Origin of the sequence: Sorangium sp. So ce834, assembly GCF_051521425.1 — a bacterium.
Lineage (GTDB): Bacteria > Myxococcota_A > Polyangia > Polyangiales > Polyangiaceae > Sorangium > Sorangium cellulosum_D.
Window position 1 is genome coordinate 11463895 of sequence record NZ_CP150351.1, and the last position, 18513, is coordinate 11482407.

12 protein-coding genes are annotated in these 18513 nt (G+C 74.8%); 4 read left to right on the plus strand and 8 right to left on the minus strand.

Annotated features, from left to right (window positions below):
* Window positions 1–92: 92 nt before the first annotated feature.
* The 6 genes from WMF20_RS42120 to WMF20_RS42145 form a co-directional block, all read right to left on the minus strand.
* Window positions 93–1196 carry a PEGA domain-containing protein gene (locus WMF20_RS42120; protein ID WP_437607307.1) on the minus strand — a complete coding sequence of 368 codons (1104 nt, stop codon included), beginning with the start codon at window positions 1194–1196 and terminating at the stop codon, window positions 93–95.
* Window positions 1197–1242: 46 nt separating this feature from the next.
* The gene (locus WMF20_RS42125) at window positions 1243–1533 is read right to left on the minus strand and encodes a hypothetical protein (RefSeq protein ID WP_437607308.1); all 291 of its coding nucleotides are present in this window, start codon (window positions 1531–1533) and stop codon (window positions 1243–1245) included.
* Between the two features lie 99 nt (window positions 1534–1632).
* Entirely contained in the window at window positions 1633–1767 is a 135-nt protein-coding gene (locus WMF20_RS42130; protein WP_437607309.1) for a hypothetical protein, read from the minus strand.
* Between the two features lie 80 nt (window positions 1768–1847).
* A complete protein-coding gene (locus WMF20_RS42135; protein ID WP_437607310.1) occupies window positions 1848–4574 on the minus strand; it encodes a hypothetical protein in 2727 nt (908 codons plus the stop codon).
* The gene (locus WMF20_RS42140) at window positions 4571–8182 is read right to left on the minus strand and encodes a poly-gamma-glutamate biosynthesis protein PgsC/CapC (protein WP_437607311.1); all 3612 of its coding nucleotides are present in this window, start codon (window positions 8180–8182) and stop codon (window positions 4571–4573) included. The genes WMF20_RS42135 and WMF20_RS42140 overlap by 4 nt, the downstream gene beginning before the upstream one ends.
* 87 nt (window positions 8183–8269) lie before the next feature.
* Window positions 8270–10045 (minus strand): S53 family peptidase, encoded by a 1776-nt coding sequence (locus WMF20_RS42145; protein WP_437607312.1) that lies wholly within the window; start codon window positions 10043–10045, stop codon window positions 8270–8272.
* Window positions 10046–10546: 501 nt separating this feature from the next.
* Here WMF20_RS42145 and WMF20_RS42150 point away from each other — a divergent pair.
* The 3 genes from WMF20_RS42150 to WMF20_RS42160 all read left to right on the plus strand — a co-directional run bounded on the left by WMF20_RS42150 (window position 10547) and on the right by WMF20_RS42160 (window position 13599).
* Window positions 10547–12967 carry a hypothetical protein gene (locus WMF20_RS42150; protein ID WP_437607313.1) on the plus strand — a complete coding sequence of 807 codons (2421 nt, stop codon included), beginning with the start codon at window positions 10547–10549 and terminating at the stop codon, window positions 12965–12967.
* Between the two features lie 183 nt (window positions 12968–13150).
* The gene (locus tag WMF20_RS42155) at window positions 13151–13273 is read left to right on the plus strand and encodes a hypothetical protein (protein ID WP_437607314.1); all 123 of its coding nucleotides are present in this window, start codon (window positions 13151–13153) and stop codon (window positions 13271–13273) included.
* Window positions 13270–13599 (plus strand): sensor histidine kinase, encoded by a 330-nt coding sequence (locus WMF20_RS42160; RefSeq protein WP_437607315.1) that lies wholly within the window; start codon window positions 13270–13272, stop codon window positions 13597–13599. Before WMF20_RS42155 ends, WMF20_RS42160 begins: the two co-directional genes overlap by 4 nt.
* A 245-nt stretch (window positions 13600–13844) precedes the next feature.
* On the opposite strand, the gene WMF20_RS42165 is transcribed toward WMF20_RS42160, so the two are convergent.
* Window positions 13845–14777, minus strand: coding sequence for an FHA domain-containing protein (locus tag WMF20_RS42165; RefSeq protein ID WP_437607316.1), 933 nt, complete (start codon window positions 14775–14777; stop codon window positions 13845–13847).
* 53 nt (window positions 14778–14830) lie between these two features.
* On the opposite strand from WMF20_RS42165, the gene WMF20_RS42170 reads away from it, so the two are divergent.
* A complete protein-coding gene (locus tag WMF20_RS42170; protein ID WP_437607317.1) occupies window positions 14831–17476 on the plus strand; it encodes an SUMF1/EgtB/PvdO family nonheme iron enzyme in 2646 nt (881 codons plus the stop codon).
* Between the two features lie 21 nt (window positions 17477–17497).
* Here WMF20_RS42170 and WMF20_RS42175 read toward each other — a convergent pair whose 3' ends face one another.
* On the minus strand, window positions 17498–18031 hold the full coding sequence (locus WMF20_RS42175) for a hypothetical protein (protein ID WP_437607318.1): 534 nt from the start codon (window positions 18029–18031) through the stop codon (window positions 17498–17500).
* Between the last annotated feature and the right edge of the window lie 482 nt (window positions 18032–18513).

The following is an 18513-nucleotide window of genomic DNA, read 5'->3' on the forward strand; positions in this document are numbered from 1 at the left end:
GTCAGGGATGCACGCGCCCCCGGCGACCATCGAGATCGCGATTCCGACGAGAGCCCTCGACCCATGCATTCGCACGCTCTCCCCTGGGCGCATCAGAAGCTCCCGGAGATGCTGGCGCCCGCGCTGGACGGCGCGATCCACGGCAGCGCGACGGCGCCCTGCGCCCGCGCCGGCTCCCTCTCGCCGCCCGCCCGGACGATCCCGTACACCGCCACCCCCAGGGCGACGAGCCCCGCGCCGCCGAGGCCGACGAACAGGCCGACATCGCGGTTCTTGCGCGCATTGTCGGCCGCGAAGTCATAGCCTGGGTTGCAGTACGTCCCGCCCGGGACCTCGCGGCAGTTGTCGCGCAATGCGCCGATCGCCGACAGATCGTCGATCAAAAACCCGACCGACGCGCCCACGAGCGCGATGCCGGCCGCCCCCGACACCCACGCCCACGCCGGGACGCCGCCGCCGCCCGGCGCCTCTTCCGCCTTCGCCGGCGCCGCCGCGGCCCCGGCCCCGGCGGCGGCCGCCGGCCGCAGCGTGAGCTCGACCGTCTCCGTCTGGCCCTCCGCGATCGTGATCGCGCGGGTCTCCGTCTCGTGCCCGGGGGCGCTCGCGCGGATCTCGTGCGGGCCTGGATCGATCGGCAGCGGCTCGCCCAGCGCGGCCGCCGGGAGCGCCGTGCCGTCGCGCTGCACCTCGACGCCCGCGGGCGCGCCCTCGACCACGATGCGGAGCTTCGGCACGCGCGGCTCGAGGGCCGCGATCTCCTTCTGCGCGATCTGCTCGAGGCTCCGCCGCCGCTGCTCCCCCGCCGTCTCGCGGTTCAGGACCAGGGCTCGATTGTAATCGTGCCACGCGGTCGCGAGCTTGCCGTCGTGCTCGTGGCATCGCGCGATGTTGATCATGGTGCTCGCCGAGGGGTTGAGCGCGAGGCTCGCCTCGAACTTCGGGCACCCCGCCGCGTAATCGCCCTTGTCGACCAGCGCGCGCGCGGCCTTGAAGAGCGCCTCGGCGGCCACCGGGTCGCGCGCCGGCTCCTGCGCGCGCGCCGCCGCGCCGCAGAGCGCGACCGCCGCGGCCGACGCGAGCCCGACGACAGCCCTCCTGCCCGGCGCGAGCCCCGCGCCACGGCGGGTGTCGGCGATCTGGAACCTCGGCGCCTCGAGGTGGCCTTTCCCGAGCGGGCGCGTTGTCGTTTCCGCCATGTGTGCTCGTTCCGCTGCGGCGACCCCGGGGCCGCGCGGGGAGACCCTACAACAAAACCTGACGGACGACCAACCTGGCAGGGATCCAGCGAGGCGTCGCTCGGCGCGAAGAGCTCGTTGTGACCATCCCTTCCGCGCCGAGCGTGAGCGCCGCCGCGACGTGCAATGCGTCCATCCCAGCCTGGCCAAGCTGCGAGGCCGGAGCGAACGCATGCGCCGAAAGCTCGGCCGAAAGCGGTGCCCAGTCGCAGACCTCAGAGAAGAAGGTTTCGTAGAATTCGACCTCTTCCGCGCGACGGAAGTAGAGCGGCTTCGGCAGCACCTCCAGCTTCAACAACGCACTGGCGACAGGCTATCGCCTTGATCGTCGAGGACCAAGAGAGCGCGCTCTGCATAATTGCCCGTACCTCGCACCGCGACGATCAAGACCCCCGCATCAACGAAGGTGCGCATCGTCTTCCAGCTCCAGCGCCGCGACGCCACCCCGGCGCTCGGCGAGTTCCTGGCGGATGCCAGCCTCGTCGAGCAACGGCTCCCCCGAGCGCTCGATCCGCGCCCGGATGGCGCGCAACCTGCTGCCCAGCCTCTCCCGCCCTGCGCTCACGCCGGCCACCCCCGCGCCCGCAGGCCCCCGCTCCACCCGCGCCCCCATCACGGATCGTCCTCCACCCAGAGCCGCGGCCCGTTGTCCCGCCCCGGCGCCCGCTGCCCGACCAGCACCGCCCCGACCCACACCGCCTTCGCCGGCTCACCCGCGTCCCCCGCCTGCGGCCCGAGCAGCGACAGCCGCACCACCCGCTCCCCCGGCGCGAGATCGTCCCCCAGCCGGATCACCCCGCGCCCCACCCCGTCCTTGCCGCGCTCCTCCGTCGCCGCCTCCCACAGCGTCGCCCGCGTCAGATCCCCGCCCCGACCCGCCAGCACGCCGTCCGGGATCGTCACCCGCCGGAAGAACGCCGCCTCCCGCGACCCAGGCTTCGCCCCCTCGATCCGGTAGCGGATGCGGTAATCCGCGTTCTCCCCGGGCGTCACCACGAACAGCACGAGGTGCAGCGTCTCGCCCGCCCCCTGCTTGAACCGGTACGTCATCGGCCGCACCCGCGTCAGCTCGAACACGTCGCGCCGGCGCACGATCGCCCCGCCGGTCGCCGGCGGCGCGTCCGTGTACGCCACCCCAGCGTCGCCGAGCCCCTCGATCTCGACCCGCCGCGTGCCCGCAGGCGCCGCCACGCGCAGCGCGCCCGACAGCGCCACGATCGGCTCCCTCAGCGCCACCTCGCCGTCCACGCGCACCGCGACCTCCTTGCCCAGCGACGCGCGCGCCGCCCGGTAGATGACCGACAGCCGGCCCGCCCGCGCCCCCGCCCCGTCCACGCGCACATCCTTCGCCACGAGCAGCGGCGTCCACGCGTCGCCCGGCGACGGCTCCCCCGCCGACTGCCACGCCGGCATCAACAGCCGCCGACGCACCGGCGCATGCTCCGGGAGCAGGATCCGCTCCGGGCGATCCGCGTCCGACTTCGCGCCCTCCCCAGACCGCTCGATCCGCACCTGCTCGCGCAGATCCGAGAAGCGCTCCTTCCGCTCCAGCTCGTCGAGGTTCACCGCGCGGACGTCGGTCCACGTGCTCACGTCGAACGGCGCGTAGCGCCACGTCTCGTCCTCGGCCAGCGTGACCCGGTAAGGCAGCCGGTACAGCGTCTCGTTCACGCCAGGCTCGATCGCGCGCAGCCGCACGTGCGTCCTCGCGTCCCCCGTGATCTCGATGCGCTCGACCCCCTCCGGCGGCCGGAGGATCGCGAGCCGCGGCTCGGACGCGTCGAACCCGTCGTTCCACCACTCGAAGCGCGAGCGCGGGAGCGTCACCTTGAGCTCCGCGCGCTCGGTCGGCCCCGGTCCCCACCGCGCCACCACCGTCGCGTCCCCCTGGTTGGCGCCGCCGCTCGCCTCGATCTCGGTCCGGATCAAGAGCCCGAGGAGCTCCTGCCCGGGCGCCATCCGCGCGATGACCGGATCGCCCGGATCCAGCTCCAGGTAGCGCACAAGGCGCACGTCCGGGGGCGTCTGGAGCCGCAGCGGCGCGGCCTGCGCCGCGCCGGGGGCCTCCGTCGCCGGCTCCGGCGCGGCCGCAGAAGGAGCCTCCGCCGCCGCGAGAGGAGCCGCCGCGACCGCGGGCGGAGGCATCGCCGGGTGCACGATCTCGCCGATCTGCTGCATCGCCTGCGCCTCCGGCGCGCCGAACCGCACGCCGAAATCCGGGCCGACCCCGTCGATCACCACCGTCCGGATGTCCTCCCGCGACAGCCGCACCGTCGCCCGCCCGAGCGGGCCGAGCTCGACGCTCGCGGGCGCGCTCGCGCCGTCCGCGACGCGCACGGTGCGGCCCGGTGGGCCCTCGATGTCGAGCGACAGCGGGCCGCGGAAATTCAGCGCCGCCGCGTGGCGCTCGCCGACCACGAACTCGGACGCGCCGCGGCCCTCGGCGCGCGGGAACGGCATCCGGAACCGCCGCAAGAGCAGCCGCGACATCTCGTAATCGATGCCCTCGCGGCCCCCGGCCTCGAGCCGCCGCGCCCAGCCCCGGAGCAGCTCCTTCCGCGACGGCTCGGGCAGGTCGGCGAAGCCGAGCGCCGACCCCCGGCGCCCCATCTGCCGCCGCTCCTCGGCGTCGAGGCTCTGCTCGTAGACCGCGCGCGACGCCTCGCTGCGCTGGTAGCGCCCCTCCAGCCGCGACAGGATCGTGAGGTCGAGCGGCCTGCCGTCTGTGTCCACGGCGGGCTTCGCCCGGAGCCGCACCTGCCCGCCCTGCGGGAGCACGTCGTGCGTGATGAGCAGCGTCGAGCGCGGATCCGTCACCGCGCCCGCGCCGCTCGCGAGCCGCGCCGCGTACTCGCCCTCGCCGAGCGGGCGGTCGGGATCGCAGCTGACCCGGCTCTCCAGGTCGTACACGTGCCGCGCGACCTCCTTGCCCCGCTCGTTCACGAACGCCGCGACGAACCCGTAGGGATAGCGCCTCGCCGAGTCGCAGATATCGGCCTTCACGGCCGCCCAGGTCGTCACCTCGACCGCGTCGATCTCGGCCGGGATCTTGATCGCGAGGTCGCGCTCCGGCTCGATGTGGTAGGCGAGGATCTCGTCCTCGGCCGGCAGCGAGGTGCCCAGCGGCGGCGCGCCCGGCAGCATCGAGAGCGCGAACGCCGTCACCCCGAGCAGCGCCATCGCGATGAGCCAGCGCGGGTTCAGCGCCTTGCGCGGCGCGCCCACGTGCGCGCGGAAGCCCCCGGTCGCCGAGCGCGCCCGGAGCGGCGGCCGCGCGGGGCGCGGCGGCGCGGGCGCGGTGTGGCTCGCCGGTTCGCGGAGCTTCGCCGGGGCGCTCACGGGGTCGCCTCCTGCTGCGGGGCCGCGCCGGGCGTCGCCGAACCGGACGCCGGCGCCGACGACCCGGACGCCGGCGTCGACGATCCGGACGCCGGCGTCGACGACCCGGTCCCGGGCGCTCCCGGAGCCGCACCGCCCGGCGAGCCCGCCTCGATCCGGAGCGCGCTCGTGCCGATGGTGACCGCGCGCCGCAGCCGCACGCCGCCAGGCACGGCGGCGCCCGGGACCGCGACGAGCGCGCCGTCGATCGGCAGGAGCTGCGCCTCGCCCGGCCGGGCCGCGATGACCCACGGGCGCCCCGTGATCACGTCGCGCCCGAGCTCCACATGGCACCGCGCCTCGACCCGCGGCGGCGCCGCCGCTCCGGCCCGCGCCGCCGCCGCCCCGGGCCGCGCCGCCGCAACGCCCCGCCCCGCCACCGCCGCCACGCCCCGCGCCGCCGCCGCCGCCACGCCCCGCGCCGCCGCGCCCTGCGGCGCCAGCGCCGGCGCATTCCCTTGCGCGGCGTGCCCGGCTGGCCCGGACCCGCCCCCCGGCCCAGCCGCCAGCGCCGAGAAATGCGCCCTCAGGTAATACGGATTTCGCTCGGTCGCGTAGCGACGGAAGTTCTCCATCGCCGCGGAGAGATCGCACCCCTCGGTCACGCCCCGGGTCGGGCACGCTTCGTCCCCGCTCGCGCCCGCGCCCGCGCTCCCCGCGCACGTCGCGAGCGCCTGCGCGCGCGCGGCCACGTCGAGCGGCACGGGCGCCACGCCGAGCCGCGTGAGCCGCGCCTCGAGGCGCGTCTCCCCCTGCCCCGGCGCCGCGAAGCGCCGGAGCTCGAAGAAGCGACGGATCGCGCTGCCCAGGTACACGATCGCGAACCGCCCCTCGGCGAACCGCTTCGCGTAGGCCATCGCCATGTCCGTCGCGCCGCTGAACGGCACCTGCTCGCGCGTGCCGTCGAAGAGCCCCACGCGCAGCTCCAGATCGCGCAGCGTCTCCAGGAGCGGCCCCGCGAACGTGGGCACGTGCTCCGGCCGCACGACCTCGTACCCGAACGAGATCACCGCGTCGCGCTCGTAGCTCCGGTCCGCCTCGATCGCCTGGACCGACAGCGCGTTGCCGCCGTCCCCGACCCAGACCTCGTGCGCCCGCTGGAAGAAGCTGCGCAGCCCCTCGGCGCGCCGCACGTCGGCGGCCCCGCTCGGCTCCGCCGTGGGCACCGCCCCCGCGAGCAGCAGCGACTGCGCCGAGAGCGCCTCGGCGAGCGCGAGCCCCGCGCCGAACGCCCCGATCTGCCAGCGCGGCGCGGGCACCTCGACCAGCATCGCGCCCGTGAGCGGCGTCCTCACCGCCTGCGGCGAGGGCGACACCGGCAGGATGCCGCCGATCGACGGCGCAGGGCCGGCGGGGTCCCCCCCGCGCGCGGCCGGCGGCGCCGGCGCGGGCGCCTTCGCGAGCACGAGCCACGCCGGGTTCCCGCGGCGCGCCGGGCCGCCCTCCTCCGGCCCGGGCTCGGCGATGCCCCACGCCGCGGGCGCGGCGTCGGTCCCGCCGATGCGCACCTCGCGGAAGCCGAGGTGCCCGAGGATCGCCCGCTCCCACGCGGTCGGCGGCGGCGCGCCGGCAGCGCCGCCGGGGCGCGTCGCCGCCGCGATCAGCCGCGGCACAACGACGCTGTCGAACAGCCGCAGCTCCTCGATCGACGGCGGGCGGAACCGGCCCGGCTGGACCTCCGTCAGGGACACCATCCGCTTCGAGAGCTCCTCCTCGAGCGTCCCGCTCCAGCGCACGACCTCCGGCGCGCCGAGCATGCGCGCGCCGACCGCCTCGGCGACGTGGCGCGGCACCCGCAGGCGCGGCGCGTCGGCGAGGAGCGTGGGCTGCTCGGCCGCCGGGCGGAACGTCATCGCCGTCTCGGCGCCGAGCCCGTCGCCGATCGACACCACCGGCAGCCCCGCCGGCGTGCCCACCACGCTGAGCTCCGGCCCGTCGCCGCCGCCCGGCTCGACGAGCAGCACCTGGGGGCTCTCCAGCGCCTCGATCATCGAGGCCGCGAACGCCTCGTCGTGCCGCCGGATCGCGCCGTGGCGCGACAGCAGCACGACCCCTGAGGCGTCGAGCAGCTCCGCGACCCGGAGCGCCACCGCCGGCAGCGCCGAGCCGACCTCCGCGGGCGCCGCCAGCACCAGCCACTCCGGCGCCCCCGGGCCCCGGCCGGCGCGCCTCCGGATCGCCGCCCGCGGCGCGCTCGACGCGTCCTCCGGATCGTCGAACCGGGCGCCGAGGACGTACCACGGCCGCTCGCCGTCGCCCGCGCGCCCGACGAAGAGCCGCGCGCGCTCCGCCACGCCGAGGATCTCGTCCGCCGGCCGGCCGTCGCGCAGCACGCTGCGCGCGAGCCGGTGCGCGACCCGCCGCGACTCGATGTCGGCGGCGATCGCGGCCGCCCTCGGGCGCGGGCCGGGGCGCGGCGTCGTGTCGGCCAGCACGAGCGACAGCGCGGCGCTCTCGACGCGCGGCGGCGGCCGCGCCTCGGCCGCGGGCGGCGGCGGCGCGCTGCCCCAGCCGAGCGCGACGAGCGCGTAGCCGACCCCGTTGCCGACCAGGAACGCCGTGAGCGACACCTGGATCGTCGGCATGATCACGATGCCGACGTGCTCCTTGTTCCACATCTTCACGGCGAGCAGGCTCGGCAGCAGGTAGCCGAACCCGAAGTAGTCGATCATCTGCAGCCCCGGCGCGAACCGCACCATGGCGAAGCCGATCGCCATCTTCACGATGAAGCCGAGCACGTACACGAAGATCATGCGCCTCGGCCCCACGAGCAGCATCCGGGAGAAGGGGCGGACCGAGGTGATCCAGCGCGAGAGGTAGTAGACGGCGAGCGCCTCGATCGTCGTCGTGAGCAGCTTCGTCGGCTCGTACCAGGCGACGGCGAGCAGGCCGGGCACGAGGATGCCGTTGTAGTCCCACCCGTAGCGGACGTTGTTGCGGGCGCCGAGCAGCGCGCCGATGACCAGGATGATGTGGGCCTTCGGCAGCTCGAGGAACTCGAGCGACAGGCTCTCGTTGAGGACCTGGAAGCGCGAGACCGAGAGGTTCGTCGTCCGGAGCAGCACGCCGAGCACGAGCGTCGTCAGCGCCGTGACGACGGCGAGCCGCGGCGCCGCGCGCACGAGGCCGCTGTTCCAGAAGGCGTTCGCGATGAGCGGCACGAGCACGAGCCCGATGCTGTAGAGCTCCCGCGAGTGCACGAAGTCGTAGCGCGCCGAGACCTCGGGCACGACGAAGCCCTCGACGAAGAGCCGCACGATCACCGCGCCGACGATGAACAGGTAGAACCGCTCGCGCCCGAACGCCGTCGACCACGCGCCCGTCCGGGTGATCCAGCGGCCGATCAGCGCGACGAACAGGTACGTCACGATCGACTCCGCGATGATGAACACCGCGGTGACCGGCGCCGCGAAGAACACCGTCGCGAGGTAGCCGGGCACGACGAGCCCCGCGTACGTCCAGCCGAGCGTCTCGGTGAAGAACGTCCCGAAGACGAGCCCGATCAGGACCGCGGTGTGGAGGCTCCGATCGAGCCCGTTCGGGGGGAAGAGCGGCAGGTTGTCGAGCATGCGGCGGGCGGCGGAACGGCGGCGGCGGGGCGGCGGCGGGCGGGTCGGGCCCTCGCGCGGCGCCGCCCGGTCGGGCGGGGAGCGCCGCTACGGGAGCGTGGTGGCGAGGCCGATCGCGCTCGGCGCGCCCCAGCCCGTCGGGTAGTCCCAGCCGGGCCCCGCGGCAAAGAACTCCGTCTCGCCGCTCACGATATCGCGGAACGTCGCCTGCACTTCGGGGGTCGTGTAGAGGATCGAGTTGAGGAACCCGACGCGCGGCAGCCCCTGCGCCTGGCGGTAGCTGTTCACCACGGCGATGAGCCCCGCGAACGTCGGCGCGGAGAACGACGTCCCGCCGTAGCGCTGCCACTCGCCGAGGTAGTAGACCCAGTACGGGGCCGGCGAGAGCGCGGCGTGCATGGCGACGTCAGCGACCGCGCGCTTGCCGCCGGAGCCCTCCACGACCCCGACCTGCCACGAGGGGATCGGGAACGAGAGCGTCGGGCCGGAGCCGGAGTGGGGCCAGGCGACCTCGCTCTCGACCTCGCCGTTCCTGGTCAGCCAGAGCGACGTCCCGCCGACCCCGGTCACGTACGGGCTCGCCGAGGGCGTGTCGGTCTGCGCCGAGTCGCCGGTCGCCGCGACGACCGTGATCCCGAGCGCCGCCGCCATGCGCGCCGCGTTGTGGTACTGGAGCCGCACGGCCGGCGGCTCGGAGTCCTCGCGGTGGGCGAACGAGTCGGTGATGACCGACACCTCGCCGCGCGCGATCGCCTCGTTGAACGTGTAGACCATCGACGTGTTGCGCGCGTCGGGCCCCTGGTACACCACGAGCTCCGCCTCCGGCGCGAGGCCCCCCGACCACTGGACGTCGAGCGTCGACTCCAGGTAGCGCGTCGCGATCGGCTCCATGGTCACGACGACCTGCGGGTTCGCCCGCTGCACGCCGAGCGCCCGCCAGAACGACTGGAGATCCCTGAACTTGAAGGTGGCGCCGACCGTGACCCCGAGCTTCACCCCCTGGCCCCGGAAGCCGAGCTCGTAGAGGTCGTCGAGATCGTACGCGGCCGCGATCTGCGCGAGGGTCATCCCCCTGTCGATGCCGTCCGGCGGATCCGGCTGGATGCTGCCGCCCTCGGCCGGCAGCGTCCTGGTGCTCGCCGCGAGATCCGCCGTGATGATGCCGGTCGTGCGATCGGACACCCACGTCGGCACGGTGAGCTCGCCGAGGGTGCCGTAGACGTCGAACGGGGGATTGCCCGCCTGCGGGTTCTCGCGCTCGAAGACCCGGAGCTCGGTCTTGAAGGCCTCGTTGAACTGCGCCACCGTGCCGGTGAACTGGATCAGCAGCCGGTTCGTGGCCGTGAAGTTCACCGTGAGCCCCTGCTCCTCGAGCCAGAGCTTCACGAGGTGCACGTCGAGCTCCCGCGGCGCGTGCGCCGCGATGAGCGCCTCCGGGGTGAAGTACTGGCGGAACCGCGGGCTCGCTGGGTCGTAGATCTCCTCGATCGCCTTGTCGAGGAGCCCCGCGTTGCGGATCGGGAAGCCCATCAGCGCGCGGACGATCTCGTCGCCGCCGGCCGTGCCCTTGTCCGTGTACACGCCCGGCAGCGGGGCCGGGATGCCGTCCGTGGCCTCGGTCGGCTCGAGCTCTTCCTCGGTGAAGTCGGGCAGCTCGTCCGGCAGCGCGACCCCGCCCTCGCCGCCGGCCCCGCCGCCGCCCTCCGCAGCGCCCCCGCCGCCGCTCCCGGCCTCGACCCCGCCGCTGCCGGCGGCGCCGGCCGCGCCGCCCGCGCCGCCGGCGCCGCCCGCGCCGCCGCCGCCCGATGAATTGACGAGCTGCACGTCCGACTCGCAGCCACAGCTCGAGGCCGAGAAGGCCACGCTGCTTGCAAGAACGAACAACCCGAGGACAGGAGCGGCCCGGAGAGAGGGTGAAGTGCTGCGCATACCCAGAGCGATTCAAGCCCCTTCCGACAGGTCGATCCAGCCCAATCGACAGCGCGCGCCGACGTCGCATCACACGGGCGCCGCCCGCAACACAACGCGCCTCGGCGGGGGGTGCGGAGCACCACATCGCACCTTGTCTCGAACAGATCCGCCGCTGCGCCGCGGCGCGGCGGCGCGGTCGGAGCGCCGCGCCGCGCATCGGCCGGAGCGCGCCGCGCGCGGGGCGCCCCGGCGCGCCCTAGGGGGCGGCCTGCTTCTCGAGCCGCAGATGCATTTGGCGCAGCGGACCTCGGTAGACAATTGTATCGATGCGACCACGATGCGACGCTCGGGCTGCCCGGGCGTCCGTCGCCCCCTTTCGCGCTGCGTTCTTCAGCGAGTATGGCGAAGACCTACCGTCCGCGGATCCCCAAGCCCTTTCGCATCCCGCGTCCGATGACCTCGCAGTCGGAGGCGGCGCGCTTCGCGTGGCTCAGGCCCGATGTGCTCTCGATCGCCGCCGGCGCGCTGATCGCCGCCGTGGCGCCGCTCGAGCGGTTCGACTACGTGGCGCGCGGCCTCGCCGCCTCGGCGCTCGCCGACGCCACGCCCTCCGCGCAGGTGCTGCTGGTCACGGCCTCGCCCGAGGCGCTGCGCGACGGGCTCTGCGCGCGCTCGCTCCCCGGGCTGCTCGAGCGCGGGCGCGCGCGCGGCGCGCTGCTGGTCCCCCCGGCGGACGCGTTCTGCGGCGGCGACGCCGCGGGGCGCGGCGCGGGGGCCGCGCCCGTGGTCCGGCTGCCTCCGGGGCTCCTCCGCGTGAGCGCGGGCGAGGTCGTCGGCTTCTTCTCGCCGGGCGCCGAGGAGCGCGCGGCCGAGCTCGGCGCGCTCGGCGTCACCGCGGCGCCGTGGGTGATCAAGAAGGCGCCGCAGAGCGTCCCCGCGGTCAGCCTCCGCGATCTCGCGGACGGCCAGGTCCCGGTGGCCGCGCTCGAGGGCCGCGTCGCGGTCGTCGCGGTCGGCGCGGGGGGCGTCCCACCGCAGGCGGTCGCGACGTCGGCGCTGCCGCCGGCGAAGGGCGTCGCCGCGGTGCTCGGCGGCCTGCTCGACGGCGGCCGGCGCGCCTCGGCCCCGGCCTGGGTGCCGGCGCTGTTCGTGCTGGCGGCGGGCGGGCTCGTGGGGCTCGCGCGCCGCCGCCACGGCAGCCTGGTCGCGACGGCCGCGCTGTTCCTCGCCGTGTTCGCGCTCGCCGCGGGCCAGGGCGCGCTCGCCGCGCGGGCCGAGGCGAGCCTGCTGCCGCTGCCGAGCACCCTGTTCGGCCTCGCGGTCGCGTTCGCGGGCGTGATGATCCTGCGCGGGCTCGCCGTCCAGCGCTCGGTCGATCGCGCCGCGGAGCTCATCCAGCGCGCCGCGCTGTTCCGCATGCAGGGGGTCCACACGCTGCCGGACGAGGAGTTCTGGCCGCGCGTCGCGCGCCTCGCGGAGCAGGCGCACCCGGCGGATCTCGTGCTCGTCGCGGAGCTGCCGCCGGGCAGCTGGCACCTCAAGTTCTGGAACGATCGGCCGGGCGGCGAGAGCCTCGTCGCGGAGCGCCGCCACGACGTGCGCCGCCCGCCGTACAGCAGCGAGCAGGGCGTGCCGGCGATCCGCCTGGCGCGCCGCTTCCTGACGAAGCAGGACATGCCGGCGGTCGTGGTCCCGCTCATCGCGTTCGGCGAGATCGAGGGGTACGCGTTCTTCTGCGGCCCGGTCGCGGAGTCGACGTACTCGCGCGAGCCGGAGCGGGCCGAGCACGTCGGCCGCGAGCTCGCGCTCCTCCTGCGCCGGAAGCGCCTCGCGCGCACCGCGATCGCGGAGGGCGGCGCGGGCGAGGGGCGGGCCGGCCACGCGCCGGCGGACGATCTGGTCGAGGGCGCGCGCGTCGCGCTCGACGATCTCCAGCTCTTCGGGTCGATGCTGCGGAGCGCGCCGGTCGGGCTCCTGTACGCCGACGCCTTCGGCGACGTCCGCTTCCTCGCGCCGGAGTTCGCGAGGTGGCTGCGCGCGCGCGACGTCACGCTGCCCCCGGAGAGCGCGAGCGCGGCGCTCCCGCCCGGCTCGCTCACGCTGGGCGACGTCCTCGGCGCCACGTCGGCGGGCAGCGCGGAGGTGTCGCTCTCCAGCGTGATGGCGAGCGACGAGGGCATCGAGCTCAGCGTCAGCGCGCCCGAGCCCGCGGTGCTCTCGGTGCGCCCGCTGCGCCGCGAGTCCGACGGCTCCTCGTGGATCGCGGGCTACGTCGCCGCGCTGATCCCGGTGAAGCAGCCGGCCCCCGTGTCCGGGAACGTGCGGCCGCTCGCGGCGCGCGACGCGACGGATCCGCTCTGCGCCTTCCAGCTCGCCGACGTCGTGGTCGACGCGGTCGCGAGCGCCGGCCGCGCGACCGGCCGCGCGGTGCGGCTCGAGCCGATCCGCGGCGCGACGCACGCGCTCGGGCACCGGGGCGAGCTCGCGCAGGCGCTCGAGGCGTTCCTGGTCGACGTCGCGAGCCGCGGGCTCCCTGGGCACGGCCCGGTGGTGTCGGTGCGCGAGGCGCCGCAGGGCGTGCAGCTGTCGATCCTGGACGTCGGCTTCGGCCTGGGGCTGCCGGAGTCGGCGCTCCAGCGCGTGCTGACCGCGCCCGGCGCGGCGCCGGCCGGGCTCGAGCCGCTCGGCCGGCTCATCCTGGCCGTGGAGGACAGCCACGGGCAGGCGGAGCTGAAGACGAACGACGGCTGGGGCATCACGCTGACGGTGACGCTCCTCAGGGCGCACCCGCGCGTCGGCGCGGCCGTGCAGGAGAGCGGCAAGCCGGCGGCGCAGCAGAACGTGATCGCGATCGGGAGGGCGAGCCCGAAGTAGCGCCGAGGAGCGGGGGACGAGCGCGCAGGGGCGGCCCCGGATGCGGGTCCCCGGCCGCCACGGCGTGCTGACATCGCTGGCTGGGCGCATCGATCCCCGGAGCGACCCGGTTCCCGAGGTCGACCGGCGGCTCGCCCTCGGGACGCCCCTGGTCGCCTGGTTCTGCAGGCTGCGCACGACGTTTTGGACCTGGCCAAGGTCGAGGCGGGCAAGGTCGAGCTCTACCCCAAACCGATCTATCTCTCGGCCCTCCTGACGGTCGTCGCCGACATCATCCGCGTCAGGGCGGAGCAGAAGAGCCTTTGACCAACCTCCTCACCAATGCCATCAAGTTCGGGGAACACTCGCCGATCGAGATCGCCATCACCGGGGAAGGTCGGGTCGCACGGCTCTCGGTGACGGACCATGGGATCGGGATCCCGGCTGAGGTGCAAGCGAATCTCTTCGAGCGATTTCGCCGCGGCGTCTCGTCGCGGCATGATGGAGGGCTCGGGCTCGGCCTCTATATCGCGCGCACCATCGTCGAGGCGCACGGCGGGCGAATCCGCGTATCGAGCGAGGTCGGCCGGGGCTCGACCTTCTGCGTCGAGCTGCCGCTCTCGACCGAGAGCGCAGGGAGCCACTATACATAACCGGAGCCGGTCACCCCAGCATACCGGCTTCGGGGAGCGCGGTCGCTCACGCCCGCCGAAAACCCGACGGAACGCATGGATGGCGCCGGATTGCCGCCGCAAATTCCCCCTTCGGGAACAGCCTACCAGCACCAAACGCGATAGCCGATCGGCACCGTATCCAGCCACAGGTCGTGCCGCCCGGCGACCCGCGGGTCGCGGTGCGCGCCATGATCGCGGGAGCTTCCGGCGCAATCCGACTCACCCTACGCCCGCTCGATCTCGACTCGTCCGACGCCGAGCCGGATCCGCCCGGTGCCGGGTCGCCGCTCGAGGAGGTTTGCCGCGCCCTGGACGCCCGCCGCCAGGAACTGCTTGCGCGCGCGGCACACATCGACGTTGAGACGGTACTCGTCCATGGCGAGCATGCGGCAGAGCTCGTCGCGATCGCGCCACCCCTGCCGCGCCGGCGGCGCGCCGGCGTCCTCGAGCCGGGCGCGCGCCAGCGTCAGCAGGAGATAGTGGTGGCTGCGCGCGGGCAGGCGGACCTCGCCCGCGCGGTGGAGGATCGTGATCTCGACGCGCTCCTCGTCCCGGCTCACATGAAACCGGAGCGCAATGCAATCGAGCAGGGAGCCACCAGCCTGCCGCCCGGCCTCGCCGTCGAGCGTGGGGCCGGTGGCCGCCGGAAGATCGAGGCTCCAGGCCTCGCCGTCCACGACCACGATTTCTCTGTCCTCGACGGCGCGCACGTCCCCCTCGGCTTCCAGCATCCAACGGCCGTTGCGGCCCTCGATCAAGCTCACCCGAGGGTGGTCGTCCTCGGGCAGCACGAGCAACCCGGCGCTCGACGTGCGCACCGAGCCGCTCGAGACATGCAGGGCGCTCGCCACGGGCGGCGCCGCCTCCACCAGCGTGAAGACGAACGCGCGCGCGCTCGGATCCCCCAGCGCGAACGCGTCGCCCTCCGCGATGAGGACGCGCTCGCCCGCCGGGACCCGCTGATTGCGGATGAAGACGCCGTTCTTGCTCGCCAGGTCGCGCAGCTCCCAGCCCGCCGCGGTCCAGCGCACCGAGGCATGCTCGCCCGAGATGCGGGCGTCATTGAGCCGCACATCGCACGTCGAGGAGCGCCCGATCAGGCACCGCGAGCGCAGCAGCAGGACCTCCCCGAGCGCGTGGTGCTTCAGCCGTCCCATGGCGTGCCCTATAGTACCAGCGGCACGAATCCACGCATGCCGTCGGAGACCCTGTGGACCAGCAGGACAGCGAGCATCAGGCGCCCATGATCGGCGGCGAGGGGGCTGGAGAGGAGCCCGAGGACCTCCATCGGACGAAGACCATGCAGAACGTCCGAGCCGCCTCGCGCGTCGCGCGCACCCCGACGGCCGTCGCGGATGAGACCCTGGCGCAGGACGCGGCGGAGGCGGCCGGCAGCGGCGTCGTGATGCCGCCGCGCTACCGCGACCTCGGCGTCATCGGCAGCGGCGGCTTCGGTGACGTCCGCCGCGTCCACGATCTCGTCCTCGACCGCGTGGTCGCGATGAAGATCCTGCGCAGGGACGTAGGCGACGCCGAGCGCGTGCGGGCGCGCTTCCTCGAGGAAGCGAAGCTGACCGCCGGGCTGCAGCACCCGGGCATCGTCGCGGTGCACGACGGCGGCCGGCTCGACGACGGCCGGCTCTGGTACACCATGCCCGAGGTCCGCGGGCGGACACTCCGCGAGATCATCGACGAGGCGCACGCGGCGCCAACACCGAGCGGGCACCGCGAGGCGGGCGCAGGCTGGACGTTCCGGCGCATGATCGATGCCTTCGCGCGCGCCTGCCAAGCGGTCGCTTACGCGCACCGCCAGGGCGTGGTGCACCGCGATCTCAAGCCCGCCAACGTGATGGTCGGCGAGCTCGGCGAGGTGCTCGTGATGGACTGGGGCATCGGCCGGCGCATCGCCCGCGCCGCGCCCCCGCCGTCGCTCGATCCTCTCGAGGCGCAACCGCCGTCGTCCGCCCCCTCGAGCCCGGCGCCCGCATCGCGCCCGGCGCCCGAGCTCACGCTCGACGGCGACGTGCTCGGTACGCCGGCGTATATGCCCCCGGAGCAGGCGCGCGGAGACCACAAGCGGCACGGGCCCGCGAGCGACGTCTACGCGCTCGGCGCGATCCTCTATCACGCGCTCGCCGGACGCCCGCCCTACGAGGGCACCGTGCTCAGCGTGCTGGGGCAGGTCCTGAGCGAGCCGCCGACGCCGGTCGTGGAGGCGGCGCGGGGCAAGCCGGTGCCCCTGGAGCTCGCGGCGATCTGCGAGCGCGCGATGCGGCGCCCGATCGAGGAGCGCTACCCGGACGCCGAGTCCCTCGCGCGCGAGGTGCTCGCTTGGCTCGACGGCGAGCGGCGGCGCGAGCAGGCCCTCGCGGTGGTGGCGGAGGCGCGGGCGATGGAGCCGGAGATCGCCGGGCTCCGGGCCGAAGCCGCGCGGCTGCGGAGCGAGGCGCAGTCGCTCCTCGCGGAGGCGCGGTCGTTCGATCCGGCGGCGCGGAAGCAGCCCGGCTGGGCGCTGGAGGACGACGCGGCACGGCTCGAGGTCGCCGCGGTGCTGCGCGAGACGGAGTGGCGGGAGACGCTGCGGGGCGCGCTGACGGTGGACCCGGATCTGCCGGAGGCGCACGCGATGCTCTCCGATCACTACCGCGATCGGCTGATCGAGGCCGAGCGGGCGCGCCGCGACGAGGACGCGGTGCGCTTCGAGGCGCAGCTGCGCGCGCACGACCGGGGCCGGCACGCGTCGCTGCTGAGGGGCGAGGGGGCGCTCACGATCGTGACCGAGCCGCCCGGCGCCGCGGTGCTCCTGGAGCGCAACGCGCTGCGGCAGCGCCGGCTCGTGCCCGAGGCGGTGAAGGAGCTCGGCCGGACGCCGCTCCGTGGCGTGCCGCTCCAGCGCGGGAGCTACCGGCTGCGGATCCGGGCGCCGGGGCGGGCCGAGGTGCGCTATCCCGTGCTGATCGAGCGCGGCGCGCACTGGGACGGGTGCGCGCCGGGCGAGCGCGAGCCGACGCCGATCCACCTGCCCGCGGAGGGCGAGCTCGGCCCCGACGACGTGTATGTGCCCGCGGGCTGGTGCTGGCTCGGCGGGGACCCGGACGCGTCGGACAGCCTGCCGGCGGCGCGGATCTGGGTGGATGCCTTCATCCTCCGCCGCTTTCCGGTGACCAACGCCGAGTACCTCGCCTTCCTGAACGACCTGGTCGCGTCGGGGCGCGAGGACGAGGCGTTCGCGGCGTGCCCGCGGGGGCAGGCGGGGATCCACGAGAACGCCGACGCCCGCCTGCATTTCCGGCGCACCGAGGGCGGGCGCTTTCTGCTGGGCGAGGACGAGCTCGGCTACCCGTCGGCGGCCGACATGCCGGTCGCGCTCATCGATTGGCACGCGGCCTCGGCGTACGCGAGCTGGCTCTCGGCGCGCACAGGCAGCCCCTGGAGATTGCCGAACGAGCTGGAGCGCGAGAAGGCAGCGCGCGGCGTCGACGGCCGGGCCTGCCCGTGGGGCGATTTCCTCGACGCGTCCTTCGCCTGCGTGATCGAGAGTTACGAGCAGAAGCCGCGCCGCGCCTCCGTCGACAGCTACCCTGACGACGAGAGCCCGTACGGGGCGCGCGGGCTCGCCGGCAACACGCGGGACTGGTGCCTGAACGGATGGTGGCGGACGGGGCCGCCCGTCGACGGGGGGCGGCTGCGCATCGAGGAGCCTCCCGCCGGGAGCGCCGCGGACTACCGGGCTGTCCGGGGCGGGGCCTGGAGCAGCCCGATCGACCTCGCGCGATCCGCGGTGCGGTTCGGCGCGCCGCCGGGCACCCGCCGGCTCACGGTGGGGGTGCGCGTGGCCCGGTCGTACGCCCGGTAAGGGGGCGCGCTCGGCCCGGCGCTACGGCGCCGTATCGATGGCCCGAAACGTGAGCTGCTGGTCCGCCGTGTTGTTGTTCAGCGTGACCACGCCGCCCGCGGGGATCTGGATGAACCCCGCGCTGCCGTGATACCACGTGGCGCTCCCGCTCCAGACGCCTCCGCTGTTCGTGAATCCCCAGACGAGCCCGATGTGGCTCGTGGTGTTCACGAACAGCGTGCTGCTGGCGGCCGGCGACGCGGCCGAGCCGAACTGCACCGCGTTGATCTGGAAGGTGGGGCTCGCGGGCGCGCTCGTCGCGGCCTTCGCGGAGATCTTGATCGACGTGGCGCCGGCGGGGAGCGCGGCGCTCAGCACGAAATACTCCTTGGTGATGCCGCCGACGTTGAGCGAGGTGATCTCGCCGAGCAGCGTCCAGGTGCCCGCCACGGAGGCCCGCACGATATATTTCATCCCCGGATCGAGCTGCATCACGATCCCCGGCGGCCGCTCGACGGATTTCTGGAGAGCTTCAGCCGTTCCGGGCTCGGAGTGCTGGTTCTGCTGATTCATCATCGCCTCCATCATGCCTGGCCTCGGGTTAGGGCCCGGCGGGTGTTCTTCGGCCAAGGGATAACCGTACCGGTGAATGGGCGCTATTTCACGGCTATTTCACGGCGGGAGTGACAGGGCCGACGTTCTCCCCACCGCCTCTCCCACGTCGCGCGCGACGTGGCGATCGCGTACGAGCCCATCCACCCCGTGCGGCGTGTGCGGCGGTCCTCGCGATCGGAAGGGCGAGCCCGAAGCAAGTCGAGCCCGGCGCGAGGCAGGCGGCCTCCGGGGCCACGAGGGCTGCCGCCTCCACGTAGGGGGCGGGGCCTCCAGGGACGCGTCGCAGCGTCCCACGGGCTGGCGTGCGCCGGCGCCGGCCCCCCGGGGGCGCGACGCGCCGCCGGCAAGGCTCAAACCACCTGGAGTCATGACAAGTGAGTGCATCCCTCCCCCACGGGAGCGCGCCTCGCACGCCTCGCCGGACAGGGCCCTTTCCGGCGGGC

Coding starts and splice junctions, on each gene's coding strand:
- WMF20_RS42140 (WP_437607311.1), bottom strand. CDS start 8,182: ATGCTCGACAACCTGCCGCTCTTCCCCCCGAACGGGCTCGATCGGAGC.
- WMF20_RS42165 (WP_437607316.1), bottom strand. CDS start 14,777: ATGGGACGGCTGAAGCACCACGCGCTCGGGGAGGTCCTGCTGCTGCGC.
- WMF20_RS42150 (WP_437607313.1), top strand. CDS start 10,547: ATGACCTCGCAGTCGGAGGCGGCGCGCTTCGCGTGGCTCAGGCCCGAT.
- WMF20_RS42175 (WP_437607318.1), bottom strand. CDS start 18,031: ATGATGAATCAGCAGAACCAGCACTCCGAGCCCGGAACGGCTGAAGCT.
- WMF20_RS42120 (WP_437607307.1), bottom strand. CDS start 1,196: ATGGCGGAAACGACAACGCGCCCGCTCGGGAAAGGCCACCTCGAGGCG.